This window comes from Testudinibacter sp. P17/SS/0325, from assembly GCF_053570765.1.
The window spans coordinates 2,200,472-2,218,044 of sequence record NZ_CM131635.1; the positions used below are offsets into that span (position 1 = coordinate 2,200,472).

Annotated in this window: 12 protein-coding genes; 5 read left to right on the forward strand and 7 right to left on the reverse strand. The window is 47.8% G+C overall.

Going from position 1 to position 17,573, the window contains the following annotated elements; genetic code table 11:
- Window positions 1-198: 198 nt before the first annotated feature.
- From dapD to ACWA50_RS10560, 7 genes are all read right to left on the reverse strand, one after another.
- On the reverse strand, window positions 199-1,029 hold the full coding sequence (gene dapD, locus ACWA50_RS10530; protein ID WP_431052318.1) for a 2,3,4,5-tetrahydropyridine-2,6-dicarboxylate N-succinyltransferase: 831 nt from the start codon (window positions 1,027-1,029) through the stop codon (window positions 199-201).
- A gap of 34 nt (window positions 1,030-1,063) precedes the next feature.
- A complete protein-coding gene (locus ACWA50_RS10535) occupies window positions 1,064-1,687 on the reverse strand; it encodes a YfgM family protein (protein WP_431052320.1) in 624 nt (207 codons plus the stop codon).
- Between the two features lie 12 nt (window positions 1,688-1,699).
- A complete protein-coding gene (hisS, locus tag ACWA50_RS10540; protein ID WP_431052322.1) occupies window positions 1,700-2,980 on the reverse strand; it encodes a histidine--tRNA ligase in 1,281 nt (426 codons plus the stop codon).
- 232 nt (window positions 2,981-3,212) lie between these two features.
- Entirely contained in the window at window positions 3,213-4,331 is a 1,119-nt protein-coding gene (gene ispG / locus ACWA50_RS10545) for a flavodoxin-dependent (E)-4-hydroxy-3-methylbut-2-enyl-diphosphate synthase (RefSeq protein WP_431052324.1), read from the reverse strand.
- Between the two features lie 13 nt (window positions 4,332-4,344).
- Window positions 4,345-5,388: a RodZ domain-containing protein gene (locus ACWA50_RS10550; protein WP_431052326.1), complete on the reverse strand. Its 1,044-nt coding sequence runs from the start codon at window positions 5,386-5,388 to the stop codon at window positions 4,345-4,347.
- Window positions 5,389-5,518: 130 nt separating this feature from the next.
- Window positions 5,519-6,088, reverse strand: a complete 570-nt coding sequence (pilW, locus tag ACWA50_RS10555) for a type IV pilus biogenesis/stability protein PilW (RefSeq protein WP_431052328.1) — start codon at window positions 6,086-6,088, stop codon at window positions 5,519-5,521.
- Window positions 6,089-6,116: 28 nt separating this feature from the next.
- The gene (locus ACWA50_RS10560; RefSeq protein WP_431052330.1) at window positions 6,117-7,232 is read right to left on the reverse strand and encodes a bifunctional tRNA (adenosine(37)-C2)-methyltransferase TrmG/ribosomal RNA large subunit methyltransferase RlmN; all 1,116 of its coding nucleotides are present in this window, start codon (window positions 7,230-7,232) and stop codon (window positions 6,117-6,119) included.
- A gap of 355 nt (window positions 7,233-7,587) precedes the next feature.
- Here ACWA50_RS10560 and htpX point away from each other — a divergent pair, with 355 nt between their 5' ends.
- From htpX to ACWA50_RS10585, 5 genes are all read left to right on the forward strand, one after another.
- Window positions 7,588-8,442, forward strand: coding sequence for a protease HtpX (htpX, locus tag ACWA50_RS10565; protein ID WP_431052332.1), 855 nt, complete (start codon window positions 7,588-7,590; stop codon window positions 8,440-8,442).
- Window positions 8,443-8,702: 260 nt separating this feature from the next.
- Window positions 8,703-9,239 carry an elongation factor P hydroxylase gene (locus ACWA50_RS10570; RefSeq protein WP_431052334.1) on the forward strand — a complete coding sequence of 179 codons (537 nt, stop codon included), beginning with the start codon at window positions 8,703-8,705 and terminating at the stop codon, window positions 9,237-9,239.
- 253 nt (window positions 9,240-9,492) lie between these two features.
- On the forward strand, window positions 9,493-13,332 hold the full coding sequence (locus ACWA50_RS10575) for a S6 family peptidase (protein WP_431052336.1): 3,840 nt from the start codon (window positions 9,493-9,495) through the stop codon (window positions 13,330-13,332).
- 202 nt (window positions 13,333-13,534) lie between these two features.
- On the forward strand, window positions 13,535-16,159 hold the full coding sequence (locus ACWA50_RS10580; protein WP_431052338.1) for a S6 family peptidase: 2,625 nt from the start codon (window positions 13,535-13,537) through the stop codon (window positions 16,157-16,159).
- A complete protein-coding gene (locus ACWA50_RS10585; protein ID WP_431052340.1) occupies window positions 16,116-17,531 on the forward strand; it encodes an autotransporter outer membrane beta-barrel domain-containing protein in 1,416 nt (471 codons plus the stop codon). The genes ACWA50_RS10580 and ACWA50_RS10585 overlap by 44 nt, the downstream gene beginning before the upstream one ends.
- Window positions 17,532-17,573 lie beyond the last annotated feature (42 nt).

The following is a 17,573-nucleotide window of genomic DNA, read 5'->3' on the forward strand; positions in this document are numbered from 1 at the left end:
AACTCCTGTTTGCAATTAAGTTCGTTAATGTTATGTAAATACACTTACACAACACTCACATTTGAGTGAGGGCAAGTGTCCAACATTTTTTCTTGAAGCACAACTGTTTTTCAGTCTATTTGTACAAATAACGAGCATTATATAACAAAACACCCCAATTTTTACAATTGGGGTGCGTATTTTTGTGCAAAAAACCAACTACTCTTCGTCAATTGTTCTTAATAATTCATTGATTCCGACTTTACCACGGGTTTTGGCATCGACTTTTTTCACGATCACCGCTGCGTATAAACTGTATTTACCGCACTTTGACGGCAGGCTGCCGGAAACCACAACCGAACCCGCCGGAACACGTCCGTAATGAATTTCGCCGGTTTCACGATCATAGATTTTCGTGCTTTGACCGATAAATACGCCCATCGAGATCACCGAACCCTCTTCGACGATCACGCCTTCCACCACTTCGGAACGTGCGCCGATAAAGCAGTTGTCTTCAATGATGGTCGGGTTGGCTTGCAACGGTTCTAACACACCGCCGATACCGACACCGCCGGACAAATGTACGTTTTTACCGATTTGCGCACAAGAACCGACCGTCGCCCACGTATCCACCATCGTGCCTTCATCGACATAGGCGCCTAAATTGACATAAGACGGCATTAACACCGTGTTGCGGGCAATAAACGCCCCTTGACGCACCGCTGCCGGCGGCACAACGCGGAAGCCTTCTTTTTCGAAACGCGCTTGATCGTAATCGGCAAATTTCATCGGCACTTTATCAAAATATTTGGTTTCGGAGCCTTCCAATACTTGGTTATCATTAATCCGGAAAGACAGCAACACCGCTTTTTTCAACCATTGATGAGTTACCCATTCGCCGTCGATTTTTTCAGCCACACGCCATTTGCCGCTGTCCAGACCGGCAATCACTTCTTCAATCGCGGCTTTTGTTGTAGCGTCAACGGTTTTCGGGGTGATTTCCGCACGTTTTTCAAAGGCGGCTTCAATAATGCTTTGTAACTCAGACATGGTTTTTCCTCTTCTCTAATAAAAAATAAAATGGTTATTGCGCCAAACTATCTACTTTCAGTTGCAGCAGCTGTCGGTCAAGCGAGTTTAAATTCTCATTGCTTAACGCGTGTTGATAAGCATTTTTGGCAGCGGCATTATCGCCTTTTGCCAATAAAATATCCCCTAACAACCGTTGTTTGTTCCCCTGCCATGCACTGTCAGTGACGTTATTTAAGCTAGCTTGTGCCGCTTCAAATTTCTGTTGCTGCACTTGTAATTCCGCCAATCGCAAACTGGCAATGGTTTTTAGATTGCTATCTTTGCCGATAACAACGGCTTGTTGCAAACTGCTTTCCGCCAATGCCAAATTGTTTTGTGCAACCGCACTTTTAGCTTGTTCAAACAAGGCAAATACCGCATAACTGGAATCTTTATTGTCATCGGCAAATTTTTGCAATAGTTCCGCATTGGTTTGTGGATTTTGTTGATACGCTTGTGTGACTTGCTCATAGTTATTTGACGTCAGCATGCGGTTGTTAATTTGTTCGGACTGCCAATAACGCCAGCCCAACACACCGCCGACCACCAGCACGAAAGTGGTGATAATCACTTTGCTATTTTCTTTCCACCAGCTTTTCAGCTCTTCGACTTGTTGTTCTTCTGTAATATATGACACGGATTCACTCCTTTAAAATGATACGTTTTCAGCCAAAAAGCGGATTGCCGCTTCGGTTGGCAAAGTTTGTTGCTCGTTGCGTCCCAATAGATCCTTCACCACTAATCGCCCGTTTTGCACTTCGTCTTCGCCGATCACTACGGCAAATGCCGCCCCGCTTTTGTCGGCACGTTTGAATTGCTTTTTAAAATTGCCGCCGCTGCAATGTAGCATGACATTTTTCTGCGGACAAGCCGCGCGCAACTGCTCCGCCACTTTAAAAGCGTGCAGCGCCGCTTGTTCGCCACTGTGTACCACATAAATATCAACCGCTGGCGGTAACCTCAGGTTTTGATTGACTTCTTGCACCAACAGCACCAAGCGCTCTACGCCCATGGCGAAACCGACCCCTGAGGTGGCGTGCCCGCCCAGTTGTTCGACCAAGCCGTCGTAACGCCCCCCGCCGCAAACCGTGCCTTGCGCCCCAAGTGCGGTTGTCACCCATTCGAATACGGTTTTATTATAATAATCCAAACCGCGCACCAGTTTTTGATTGATTTCATAGGCAATCCCCATTTGATCGAGAATCGCACACAAATGCGCGAAATGCCGTTTGGAATCCTCATCCAGATAATCATGCAGTTTCGGGGCATGATTCAGCACTTGCTGAATCTGTTCGTTTTTGCTGTCCAAAATGCGTAACGGGTTAGTCGTTAAACGGCGTTTGCAATCGTCATCCAGAATATCCAAATGATCTTGCAGGAAATCGACTAATGCTTGGCGGTAGTTATTGCGTGCCTCTAATGAACCGATCGAATTGAGTTGCAAGCTGACATGATCGGCAATCCCCAATGCTTTCCATAAACGGGCGGTCAGCAAAATCAGCTCGGCATCAATTTCCGCTTGGGTAATGCCGAACACTTCCACCCCGATTTGGTGAAATTGGCGATAGCGCCCTTTTTGCGGACGTTCATAACGGAACATCGGGCCCATATACCATAAACGTTGTTCTTGATTATACAGTAACCCGTGTTCAATACCGGCACGCACACAGCCAGCCGTGCCTTCCGGGCGCAAGGTCAAACTTTCGCCGTCACGATCATCGAAAGTAAACATCTCTTTTTCGACCACATCGGTCACTTCGCCGATAGCACGTTTAAACAACGGCGTGGATTCGACAATCGGCATACGGATTTCATTATAGCCGTAACTGCTTAACACGCATCTGACGGTGCTTTCCAGCCATTGCCACAATGGGGTGTCTTGCGGCAGACAATCGTTCATACCGCGAATTGCTTGAATGGTTTTCGCCACGTTTTTTCCTTTCTTATTCATTTCTTATTGACTAGGATCTGTTGATGTTTTAAGTACATTATTCAATTTCTTTTTAGCCTAGCACGGCAAAGCCGTACTAGCTTACGCATAGATCAGCCGCTTTGCGGCTGCTTTGGAGAGGCAAAGCCACTCTCATCAATGCTTAACCGATTGCGACCGTAGGTCGCTGTCGGGTAAAATTTAAGTTACAAACACAAATGATCAACAGATCTTAGGTTAAATCAGCGGTATTAATGCGTAAATTCGGATCTTGCATTGCGATTTTGGCGCGGATTCTGGCTTCTAGCTGATCGATCAATTTATCGTTGTCAAACCGCTCTTTTTGGCGCACCCCGTCCAGATAGAAACCGCTTTTGTTATTGCCGCCGGTCACGCCTAAATCCGAGATCAACGCCTCGCCCGGTCCGTTCACCACACAGCCGATAATCGACACATCCATCGGCGTGACAATATCTTCCAAGCGTTGTTCCAACGCATTGACCGTACCGATCACATCAAATTCTTGCCGTGAACAAGTCGGGCAAGCGATAAAATTAATGCCGCGCGAACGGATACGCAACGATTTTAAAATATCAAAGCCGACTTTGATCTCCTCGACCGGATCAGCGGCTAGGGAAACGCGCAAGGTGTCGCCGATCCCTTCGGCTAACAACATCCCTAAACCGACTGCCGATTTCACTGCGCCGGCGCGTGCGCCACCGGCTTCGGTGATACCCAGATGTAACGGCTGTTTGATCGCTTTCGCCAATAAACGGTAGGATTCGACCGCTAAAAACACATCGGAGGCTTTGACGCTGACCTTGAATTGATCAAAATTGAGGCGATCCAAAATGTCGACATGGCGCAATGCCGACTCCAACAACGCTTCCGGTGTCGGCTCACCGTATTTTTCTTGAATGTCTTTTTCCAACGAACCGGCATTAACCCCGATCCGAATCGGGATATGGTTATCGCGCGCGCAATCCACCACCGTGCGAATGCGATCTTCACGCCCGATATTGCCCGGATTAATCCGTAAACAATCCACCCCGTATTCGGCTACTTTCAACGCAATGCGGTAATCAAAATGAATATCCGCCACCAACGGCACATTGACTTGTTGTTTAATCTGCTTAAATGCTTCGGCTGCATCCATGGTCGGCACGGAAACGCGCACAATATCCGCCCCGACTTTTTCTAAGGCTTTGATCTGCGCCACCGTCGCCGCCACATCGGTGGTGCGGGTGTTGGTCATCGATTGCACCGCAATCGGCGCGTCTCCGCCAATCGGCACATTGCCGACATAAATTTTGGTCGATTGGCGACGTTGAATCGGAATCTCTTTTAACATGCTTTGCTCTCTCTTAATTCGGCAGTTTGATTCGCGCGACACGCCCATCGATGGTGAGCGGCACTTCCTGCCCTTGGAAGGTGATCCGTACATTTTGCGGCGCACCGATGACTAAGGAATACGGCTCGCCATCGGCAAAATTCAATACTTCCCCTTGTTTATATTCTTTCTGCGCCAGCACCTTGCGATTGCCGTCACGCACGCTTAACCAGCAGCTACTGCCGACAATTTCAATCGTCAAACCGCTGCCCGCCGCAGGTAACGCTTGCCCAACCGCAATTGGCGTCTCGTTTTCGGTGTTTGCCGTTGCCGTAGAGCCGTCCAATTGTTCCATCACATTACTTAACACCTGCCCTGAGGTTTGCACTTCCGCCGGCGTCAAGCTGCTTGCATTGTCGGCGGTTTCTTCACTCATCTCCAGCGGCGGTGTCAAGACAACAACATTAGTCGAATCCTGAATTGAATCCGCGGCAGGTAGACCGGCAAGCGGATTATCCGTTTGAATCGCCACCGCCGGTTGATTCTCACTAATCGGAGCCGCAACGAGTTGATTCTCGCTGGTGCTCACCGCACTTTCCGCGGCGGCACTGGTTGTTTGCGAGCCACTCAGAAAATTTTCCACTAAACTGGTGCGTTCGTCTTGCGATTGTTGGTAATTTTGCCACCACCAATATGCGGTCATCCCGATCATTGCCAAGGCGACGATCCAAGTCAATCGCCCAATCCAGCCGGAATAAGAAGAATAGTGATTCACTTTATAGTTATTACGCATATTTTTCTGTAAATCATTCTGCACCGCTTCACCGTAAGTGATCGACGGATCATTCCAAACCGACTCCGGCACTTTCAGAAATTTGGCATAATTGCGCACGTAGCCCTTCATAAAGGTCGGCGGACAAGACGGCACGATAAATTCGTTATTTTCAATATGCTTGATAATTGCTGTTTTAAGCAAGGTTTTCTGAGCGGTTTGCTCCACGCTTAAGCCCAGTTTTTCACGCGCTTGGCGCAGCGTTTCGCCAAGATTAAAAGTCGTTTGTTGTTGCTGATTTTCCATGACGTTACCATAAAATGAATTTCAAGCGCAAAGTTTAAAATTCTACCCTTATTTTTGCAACTGTTAATCATGGATCAGGCGCTGATATATGAAAAAAACGGCAAATTCATTCACTGGCTTGTCATAACATTTAACGCAACAGCTCGGCAAGTTGTTGTGCCTGCCGGACATCAATATGGCGCAACCGTTCCAATGCGGCATTCAAACGGGAACGATCGCCGGCTTGGTGGGCGCAAAGTGCGGTATTTTCGTAGGTTTGCGCTAAACGGTAATAATCCGGGCTGGCAAGTGCGGTGTCAAAATGGCTGAATGCGTCACTAAATCTGCCCTGCTGGCACAAAAACGCCCCATAATTATTATGACTGTCGCCTTGTTGCGAATCTTTGTCCAACGCAAGCAAATAATGGCTCTCGGCTTGATTAACATTGCCGATCTGTTGGTAGTAATGCGCCAGCACCAAATACGGCAAATAATAATCCGGGCTGTGCTGCAACGCTTTATCCAAACTCTGCTTTGCCGCTTCGTATTGCCGTTGTTGCAGATAACCCAACGCAACTTGCACTCGGGCGTAAGCCGCCCGCTGGTTTTCACTGTTCTGTGGCGGCGTGGCGCAGCCGCTCAATACGCAACTGAATAAAAGTGCGGTCAAAAGGGATAAAAACGGGATTTTTTTCGCTGTATCTTGTTTAAAACCGAACATATTTTCTCCCTCTCGTTATGATTATCGGTTAAGCCTGTTTAACGGAAATCGCCTCGCCAAACGCTTTCTTATGTAAGGTACGTTTGGTGCGGTCGATCACCTCGCCCGCCAATTGCCCGCACGCCGCGTCAATGTCATCGCCGCGGGTTTTGCGCACAATCACGGTCAGCCCGTATTCCATCAACACTTTTTGGAAACGGTCGATACGCGTGTTGGAACTCTTGTTATACGGGGCTTCGGGGAACGGATTCCACGGAATCAAATTCACTTTACACGGAATATTTTCCAATACTTTTGCCAATTGGTGCGCATGCTCCGTGCCGTCATTAATATGATCGAGCATTACATATTCAATCGTCATTTTGCCGTGATTGGCTTTGGAAACCGCAAGATAGCGACTGACCGAATCCATCAGCATTTTAATATTGTATTTTTTGTTAATCGGCACGATTTCATCGCGCAATTCGTCGTTCGGTGCATGCAGCGACACCGCCAACGCCACATCGATCATTTCCGGCAATTTATCCAATGCCGGCACCACGCCGGAAGTCGATAACGTGACACGGCGTTTGGACAAACCATAGCCGAAATCGTCGAGCATAATTTCCATTGCCGGCACCACATTGCTGACATTCAACAACGGCTCGCCCATCCCCATCATCACCACGTTGGTGATCGGGCGTTCGCCGGTCACGCCGAAATTGCCGATAATTTTCGAGGCGCGCCACACTTGCCCGATAATTTCCGACACCGTCAGATTACGGTTAAATCCCTGTTGCGCAGTCGAGCAAAAGGTACACGCCAAGGCGCAACCGACTTGCGACGATACACACAAAGTCGCCCGATCATTTTCCGGAATATACACGGTTTCCACTTGTTGATCGCCAACCTGCATCGCCCATTTGATTGTGCCGTCGCTGGAACGCTGTTCTTCCGCCACTTCCGGCGCGCGGATCTCCGCCACCGCTTTCAATTTTTCACGCAATACTTTGTTAATATTGGTCATATTATCAAAGTTGTCTTCGCCGAAATGGTAGATCCACTTCATCAGTTGATCGGCGCGGAACGGCTTTTCGCCTAAACCTTGCAACAGTTCGCGCAACTCTTTGCGGTTTAAATCGAGTAAATTGGTTTTGTTTGTCATGATGATTCACGCCTCGTTATTACACATTACGGCTTGTCGGCAGGATACCGAAAAGGTGCTGTTTAAGAAGTCGGCGATTTTACTGACTAACCGGAAATTAATCTAGTGTTTTTACGCACGTTTCGCCACTGACCGCACTTTTTTTCTCGATCCGGATCGCAAAATTGAAAATAGCCAGATATAAACACTTGTGTTTGACCGCACTTTGGGGCTGGGCGCACTATCGAATAAAAAATCGCATTTAAAAATAAATTTCTTAAACTGACCACTTGGACTTGAAATTAACATCTTGATAACCATCTTTGTGATATTATGGTGCTGTTTCCGTCCTTATTTTTGATAGGAGTATTTACTTATGATGCGAATTATTCTGTTCTTGTTGACCAATATGGCAGTGTTGGTGGTTTTTAATATTATTTTGACCCTGACCGGGATCCAATCACAAGATGCGGCAGGGCTGTTGATTTTAGCGGCGTTGTTCGGCTTTGGCGGCTCGCTGGTTTCGCTGTTGATGTCGAAATCGATGGCAAAAAGAGCGGTCGGTGCGCAAGTGATCAGCCAACCGCGCAACGAACAAGAGCAATGGCTGCTGCACACCGTGCAAGCGCAAGCGCGCAAAGTCGGTTTGCCAATGCCGGAAGTGGCGATTTATCACTCTAGCGATGTCAATGCCTTTGCCACCGGCGCCAGCAAAAAGAACTCACTGGTTGCGGTCAGCACCGGTTTGTTAAACGGCATGACCCGCGATGAAGCCGAAGCGGTGTTGGCGCACGAAGTCAGCCACATTGCCAACGGCGATATGGTCACCATGACCTTATTGCAAGGCGTGCTGAACACCTTTGTGATTTTTGTCTCGCGCATGATCGCCAAAGTGGTTGCCAGTAACCGCGACGGCGAAACCAGCAGCGGCATGTATTTTATGGTGGCGATGGTGTTGGAAATCGTATTCGGCTTCCTCGCCAGCATTATTGCGATGTGGTTCTCGCGTTACCGCGAATTCCACGCCGACGCCGGTTCGGCGCAATTAGTCGGCAAACAAAAAATGATTGCGGCACTCAAACGTCTGCAAAGCTTACATGAGCCGCAACAACTGGAAGGCGAATTGGCGGCATTTGCAATTAACGGCAAACGCGGCACCCCGTTAGCGGCGCTGTTTATGAGCCATCCGCCGTTGGAAAAACGGATTGAAGCGTTGCAAAAACTGAATTAAGATAACCGCACTTTTGAGTTTATAAGGCAACGTAGGGGCGGATTATATATCCGCCCGTTTACGAAGTAAGATATAAGCATTTAATCTACAATGGGAAAATGCAAAGTCTGGTTCGGGCAGATATATAATCCGCCCCTACTTTCATCATAAAAATCAAGTTATTTACTCTTTGTCAGCAGTCTGAACTGAGGATTTCAGCTCTTTTGCTTTGTTTAATTCATTGGCTTCATTTCAATCCTTTTTTATTTACGGACCCCACAATGCAACACGACTACAACGATCTGATTAACATCTTCAACACTTGTTTTTATGCGGAATATAACACCAAATTAGAAAAAGGCGGTGACGAACCGATTTATCTGCCAGCCGACGAAAACCGCACTTATAACGTGATCCGCTTTGCGCATGGTTACTACAGCAGTGCCTTGCATGAAATCGCCCATTGGCTGGTTGCCGGGCGTTCCCGTTGGCATTTGGAGGATTTCGGCTACTGGTATGAACCGGACGGCAGAACGGAACAACAACAACGTTTATTCGAGCAGGTGGAAGTGAAACCGCAAGCGATTGAGTGGATTCTCTCCACCGCCGCCAACAAACGTTTTTTCGCCAGTGCCGATAATCTCAACGGGCAAACCGGCGACACCCGACCGTTTAAAAGTGCGGTGTACGCCCAAGTCCGCCACTATGCCCAACACGGTTTGCCCAAACGCGCCGAAACCCTGCGCCAAGCCCTGTGCGAATTTTACGGCACGGACAATCGGATTGATTTGGCGCATTTTGATCCGTTGCAAATCTAAGCTTATGATATTTGCGATAAATCAGAATTCGCGGTTGCTTTGATATCACTCGGCATTATCCCTTTAAAAATATGGTGTATTCTTTTCATAGCAACACAAAACCGTATATTTTCAGACGATTAGTATTGATTGGAATATATTTAGTCAAAAAAATAAAAACAGACTTTCGCTAATTTGCCGTCAACTCAATAGGATTGACGGCATTTCTTCATATAATGCAGCTCCCATTCCTTGCTACCTTGCCGGAGCATTTATGTTATTTAAACCCAATAAACTTGCCGTACTGATCACCACCGCACTTTTTAGTTATCCTGCGCTCAGTTCAATTGTCCGCGATGATATTTCCTATCAAATTTTTCGCGATTTTGCCGAAAATAAAGGACGGTTTCTGCCGGGAGCAACCAATATCCCGATTAATACCCTAAACGGCACCCGACTGGGCGTTCTCAATCAAGCGCCGATGATTGATTTCAGCAGTGCCGATCGCTACGGCGTATCAACCTTGGTTGCCGCACAATACCTTGCCGGGGTCAAACATAACGGCGGTTACCAAAACGTCACCTTCGGCGGATCAGGCAATAATCCCGATTATTTACGCCAAAACTATCAATTAGTCGACCGTAATAACCATTGGGGAAAGGATCTGCATATTCCGCGCCTGCAAAAATACGTTACCGACGTTGCTCCAGCTGAAATCACCGGTGCCGGTATGGATAGAAACGTCTATACAAACCGGCAGCGCTTCCCGATTTTTTACCGTATGGGCAGTGGTAGCCAGCAAGTGAGAGATAAAAATGGAAAAAACCGTTGGATTAGCGGCGCTTATAACTTTGTTACCGGCGGCACAGTACGCGCTCCCGTTTTTTCCGATCACTCTTTTTATAATGAAAACGGCGATCTTTATGATCCCCAAAATGACATACTCGCCATGCAAAGCCAGCCCGGCGACAGCGGCTCTCCCCTGTTTGGCTGGGACAGTTCGCTGAACCAATGGGTGTTGGTCGGCGTTATGCACGGCATTGCCGGCACAACCAGCAACTGGTGGGTTGTGGTTGACAAACCGTTTGCCGAAGCGCGTTACCAAGATGATCGCGATCCTCATATTGAAAATACCGCCGATTTGGTTTGGCGGCGTAAATCGCCAGGCAAACACGACAACAAAAGCGAGCTGAAACAAATTGACGGTAAACACTGGATGGTGCACCTCGCCGATTCAAACACTACGCTATCAGCTAATCAATCACTGAATAGCGGTAAAAATGTAACGTTGCGCGGCAGTGGTAGCATTGTTCTGCAAGACGATATTAATCAAGGCGCAGGCGGTTTAACATTTCAAGGCAATTACACGGTAACGCCGGAAAACCAACAAATTTGGCGCGGCGCCGGCTTAATCGTGGAAAAAGACAAACGGGTGACTTGGCAAGTCAATGGTATTGCCAATGATTTTCTGCACAAGATCGGCGAAGGGACTCTCCTTGTCAATGCCAAAGGTAAAAATCCCGGCAGCCTGAGCGTGGGCGATGGCACGGTGATTTTACAACAGCAAGCGGATCAAAACGGTGCAGTGCAAGCCTTCGAAAAAATCCAAATTGTCAGCGGCAGACCGACCGTCGTATTAAGTGACAGCCGACAAGTCCAAGCCGATAACATCTATTTCGGTTTCCGCGGCGGGCGGCTGGATCTCAATGGTAATGACATCACTTTCAGCCGTATCCGCAATGTGGATAACGGCGCGCGGATCACCAATTCCCATTCGGATAAAACCGCAAATATCGTTGTGAAAGGTGGCGGCGATCCGACAATCTATCGTTGGCTGGCGACGAAAAGCGGCACGCCCGGCACCCTGTATGAATACACTAATATTTATAATCGCAATATGGTGGAATATTTTAAGCTTACTGCAAAAAATTATGGTTTTTTCCCGACGGATCAAAGCAACGGTAACGGTTGGGAATATCTCGGTACGGATAAAAATGCCGCGATTGAGCATATTCTCCAAGGTGCAAATCGTGCCGTCTTTTTGGGCGTGTTAGGCGAAAACGAAAGTAGCAGATATAACGGTAAATTGAATTTTACTTACCGTTCGCCAATCGAAACGGGGATTTACACCTTGGCTGGCGGTAGTAACCTGAACGGAGAAATAAAAGTCGAAAAAGGGACTTTACTTCTTTCCGGTCGCCCGACCCCGCACGCCGGCAATGTCACCATCGCGGACGACTGGATCTCAACCCAGTTTAAGGCGAAAACCTTTAAATCGGCTGCCGGCGCCACCCTGCAATTAGGCAATTATGCGGATTTACAAGGCAATATTGCGGCTGACGCCAATAGCCAAGTAAGTTTAGGTTACAGCAAAGCCAATGACGGTTGGAACAATAGCTGGCAATGTAGCTTGAATGACGGCAACGGTCATGTCAGTTGCCGGCAGAATCCTCTGAGTGCGGAACATTATGCGGTACTGCCGACCGCCCGTATAAACGGCAACATCACCCTCGGTGAAAATGCCAAACTGAATATCGGCAAAGCACAATTGCGCGGTACGATTCAAGCCGCGCCGACCAGCCATACGCTATTGCAACACGATGCCAACTGGGTGCTGAGCGATAGCAGTCGTTTAGGCAATTTAACTGCGGTCGCCGGTTCGGTTGTACAGCTCAATGGCGATACCGACCATGATCGTTTTCATACGCTCACCATTGACGGCAATTTAAACGGACAAGGACTGTTTAAATTTAGTGCCAATCTTGCCACCGGAAAAAGCGATCGTCTGATCGTCAATGGGCTTGCCACCGGCGATTATTGGTTGAGCTTAGATCTCAGCGGTCAAAAAAATGCCGTCGCCCGTCCGGGATTTTTACCGTTACTCACCTTGACCAATGCCAACCAAGATTGGAATGCAATAAACATTGCCTTGCCAAACCGCTATTTGGATATCGGTGCATACCGTTATATTTTAACCCGCAAAAATAATAGCTTTGCCTTATATAACGCCTTGCTGCCCGCAACTGCCGTCAGCGCCGATAACGATAGCGCAAATCCCGACGTTGCAAACTTCAGCCAAACATCGGATAAGGCAACGCCGGCGATACCCTCGGCTTATGACGATTCGCCTGAAAACCCCGATAATGCGGCAAGCAAGCCAACTCGCTACCGTCGTGCTGCCAAGATTTTAAACAGTGCCGATGGCAATATGTCGGCTGGCGCACTGTTTCAGCCGTCATGGATAAGCCGTGCCGCCAATACCGCACTTTCCAATTATGCGGCAGGCGTGAATCAATTAACCAAACAACAAAGCCAATTAAACCAATATCTACAACGTCTGAATGAGAAAAATAGCGGGCTATGGCTCAATCTGGATCGTGAAACCATGCGTTATAGCAGTGATAGCTACCGCACTTACAAACAACAACTCGCGACGCAACAACTCGGTGTCGACACCGCCAAGGCATTTGACGGCGGTTACTGGCTAGCCGGCATTGCATTCACTCACAGCCGAGCCAATAATTCATTTGCGGAGAATCAAAATGGGAACGGGGTCAGCCATAGTTTGAGTTGGTACAATAAAATGGTATTCGATAACCGGTTTTACCTTAGCGCTGTACTCAACTATCATTATTTAACCAGTAAACCGGGTAAAAATAAAATGAAACAGCACGCCGCCAGCGCCTCCGTTGCGCTTGGTCAACGCCGGCAGCTAGGTTCGATTGGTATCACCCCTTCCGCCGATGTGACCTACTATCATCTTGGAGCGACGAGCTACCGACATGAAGATATTGCGCTGCATAATAACGCGCTGAATTTCTGGCAACTCCGCGGCGGGATTCGTCTGGATAAAACCGTCGCCCTTTCCTCAAGCAGCGAGTTAACACTTTATACTGCCGTCAATTATGTCCGAAATTCACACAACCATCAGACGTTGACTGCCGATGGACGGGCTTTCAAGCTCGCGCTTTTCAAACATCGGATGGAAAGCGAATTGGGCGCAATTTTCGGTTTGGGCAAACATTTCAATATCATCCTCAAAGGCGGTTATAATCATGGCGATGTCATTCGCTCACAATTTAACGGCGGAGTGGAATTGAAGTATGTTTGGTAAGGTTGTTTGTGCCTTACGAAATGTAAATATGATTTAAAAACAGACAACAATACAAAAAATCGTGTTATATTTACGCAATTTCTGAACGTGGTACTTCTTTGTAGAATTACCACGTTTTTCTATCGGAAAAATGTAACGCTCAGTCGCAACCTTGTGACTCGAAACGGAATTCCATTATATTTTTTAACTATAGGTTTCTTGAATGTCATTTAAACTCACCCCGATTTCGGCTTCGATTATTGCTTTTTTTACATGCACTGCGCCTTATGCGGCTGTCGTTCGTACCGATATTCCTTACCAGACTTATCGTGATTTCGGCGAAAATAAAGGGCAATTTACGCCTGGCGCACTCAATTTGCCTATTTTCGATAACGACGGCAAAGTGGTTGGTACGCTGAATAATGCCCCCATGGCAGATTTTAGTTCGGCAAGTACCAATGGCGTCGGAACCTTGGTTGCTCCGCAATATTCAGGCAGTGTCAAACACAATACCGGTTATACCAGTTTACAATTTGGCGGTACGGGCAATAATCCGGATTATTTACGCCATACCTATCTTATGGTGGATCGCAACAATACGGAAAATAATTTTGACTATCATGCCCCGCGTTTGCATAAATACGTGACTGAAGTCGCTCCCGCAAACCTCCTTGGTTTAAATTATATTGGATACACCGATAAAAACCGCTTTACCGCGTTATACCGTACGGGCAGCGGCACGCAATATCTACGCGATCCCGAATGGAATGTTACGTTTCTTTCAGCTCCGTATAATTATTTGATTGGCGGCACCGTCACGCCCCTCTACCGTTTAGGTAATGCCGATACGGTTTGGGCGGATAACGGCGGATTGTATGACAATACCGATTACAGTCCGCTAACGAGCTATGCCGGCGCCGGTGATAGCGGCTCTCCGCTTTATGCTTGGGATACGCAAACCAAACAATGGATCTTGGTCGGTTTTCAAATCGGCGGCATGGCTAACAATGCCACCCCTGACAATAAATTTTCTGCCTGGGCTGCTTACCTACCGAATTTTAACCAAGCCCGCTACAACGAAGACACGGATCCCGCGGTGGAAAATAACGCCGATCTGACTTGGACAAAAAATGCCGATAATAAAACCGCACTTTTTGCCCAAACCGATAAAAATTGGACATCGCACATCAAAGATGAAACCTTAAGCGACGCCTATAGCGGCGGTTACAACCACGCCATGAACGCCGGTAAAAATATTAACCTGAACGGCAGCGGCGCCACCATTACTTTAAAAGACAGCATTAACCAAGGTGCCGGCGGATTGACCTTTAATAATAATTACACTGTGCAGCCTGAAAGCCACCAGACTTGGCAAGGCGCCGGTTTAATTATCGCCAAAGACAAAACCGTTACATGGAAAGTCAACGGAGTTGAAAATGATTTTTTACATAAAATCGGTGAAGGCACGCTAAAAATTGAAGCCAAAGGCAAAAACTCAGGCAGTTTGAGTGCGGGTGACGGCACCATAATTTTAGCCCAACAAGCGGACGAGAGCGGTGCGGTACAAGCCTTTGACAAAGTGCGGTTGGCAAGCGGTCGTCCGACCGTGGTTTTGACTGACGGCAAGCAAGTCAACCCTGACAATATCTATTTCGGCTACCGCGGCGGACGCTTGGATGTCAACGGCAATGATCTCACCTTCGAACGCATTCATAACGTCGATAACGGTGCGCAGATCGTGAATCATAATGCGGAAAAAGCGGCTACTATTCATGTGGTCGGCGATACCGATTATACTATTTATAATTGGAGCGCCCCATATCGAGGAATTGTCGGTACTATTTATCAATATCCACAACGTAATGGCACTATTCAATATTTTCGCTTAAAAACGCCGACTTATTGGTACTTTCCGAATGCAGCCAGTAACGATCGTTGGGAATATTTAGGCACCGATAAAGACCACGCTATCCGTGTTTATTTGGAAGCCAAAAATAAAGCCATGTACCAAGGGATGTTGGGTGAAACCGACGAGACAAAACCCAATGGTACCCTCAATTTCAGCTATACGGCGCCAACCGCTTCATCCATTTATACCTTATCCGGCGGCAGTAACTTAAACGGCGAAATCAAAGTCGATAACGGCACGCTATTGCTCTCCGGTTACCCAACGCCCCACGCCGGCAATGTTGTGATTGACGATGATTGGGTCAGCCGACACTTTAAAGCCACCACTTTTACCGCTACACAAGGCGCGACACTACAACTGGGCAACTATGCCAATCTGGAGGGCGATATCAAGGCGGAAGCTAATAGCCGTGTCAGTTTAGGCTATAGCAAAGGGGAAAAAGGCTGGGATAACAGCTGGCAGTGTATTCGCAGTGACGCTAACGGCGCGGTCAGTTGTAATCAAAATCCACTAAGCGAGGCACTGTATAATGCTTTGCCTTACGCACAAGTAACAGGCAATATTACCCTTGCCGCTCAAGCAACTTTAAATTTAGGCAAAACGAATTATCAAGGCAATATTCAGGGGGCAAGCGATAGTTCAGTGGTCTTGCAAAAAGACGCCGCTTGGACACTGCACGGCGATAGCACGCTTGGCAATCTCAGCGCGGTCAACGGCGCCGTGGTAAAACTGAACGGCGACATACCTAGCGGCAATTTTAACACCTTAACCATTAATGGCAATTTAACTGGCGACGGGCGCTTTGAATTAAACAGCACCTTTGCCGATATGCAAAGCGATAAGGTGATTGTCAATGGTTTGGCTAGCGGCAACTATGTGTTAGCCCTACAAGACAGTGGCAAGGCGCCACTCGAACCTGCCATTGCTCACCTTGAATAATACCGCGCAAGATTGGCGCAAAGTACATGCAAGCTTACTCAATGGACACCTTGATCTCGGCGCATTCCGTTATCAATTAAAACAGCGTGATAATAGTTTTGTGCTCTATAACGCCTTAATCCCGGAACTTATTGCACAAGAAAAAGCCGCAGCCGACGCCGCTGAACAAGCCCGCCTTGCTGCGGAAGCTCAAGCTGCTGCCGACGCCGCAGAGCAAGCGCGCCTTGCCGCCGAAGCCAAAGCCGCTGCCGACGCCGCAGAGCAAGCGCGCCTTGCTGCGGAAGCCAAAGCCGCTGCCGACGCCGCAGAACAAGCGCGCCTTGCTGCGGAAGCCAAAGCCGCTGCCGACGCCGCAGAGCAAGCCCGTCTTGCTGCGGAAGCTCAAGCTGCTGCCGACGCCGCAGAGCAAGCGCGCCTTGCTGCGGAAGCTCAAGCCGCTGCCGACGCCGCTACCGAAACACAGGCACAGCCAGAAACAAAACAAAATGATTGGATTAGCCAAAATGCCAATACCGCACTTTCCTCCCAAGCGGCGAGCATTAATCTCTTGACCAAGCAACAAAATTTGTTAAGCCAGTATATTTCTCGCCTAAATGTCGAAAATAGCGGGCTTTGGGCGAATATTGATCGCGAAGGTATGCGCTACACCGGTGATGATTACCGCACTTATAAGCAAGAACTTTACAGCCAACAGCTCGGTGCTGACAAAGCAACCGCTTTCGATGGCGGCAACTGGCTATTTGGCGCGGCATTTACCCATAGCAAGGGGCAAAATACGTTCTCGGAAAACCAAAACGGCAAAAGCACAAACCATGCGTTCAGCTTATATAATAAAGTGATCTTCGATAACCAAGCCTACTTAAGTGCGGTACTGAGTTATAACCACTTGAAAACCACGCTGAACCGTTCGGAATTAGCCTTGAAACAAAATGCTTGGATTGCCTCATTCGGTTTAGGTAAACGTTGGGAATTCGGCAGTATCGGTGTTCAACCATCGCTTGAAATCAGTTACTACCGCTTAAATGGTGTTGACTACTCGCTGAATCAAACGCCAATTCACGGCAAAGCCCTTGATTTCTGGCAAACACGCAGTGGCATTATGTTGGATAAAACCTTTGGCTTTGAACAAGGCAACGGCGTGAAACTCTATACCGCACTTTATTATGTGGCAAATATAAATAATAAGGCGGAACTCTATGCCGATGGCAACGCCCTACGTGCCGATTTATTCAAAAACCGTATGGAAAGCGAATTGGGGGCAATTTTCGGTTTGGGCAGACATGTCAATATCACCCTCAAAGGCGGCTACGGCCACGGTGATGTGATTAAATCACAATTTAATGGTGGAGTGGAATTGAAATATAGTTGGTAGTTTATTGAGATTGAACAAAATATTGAGGTTTCCCTTCAATTT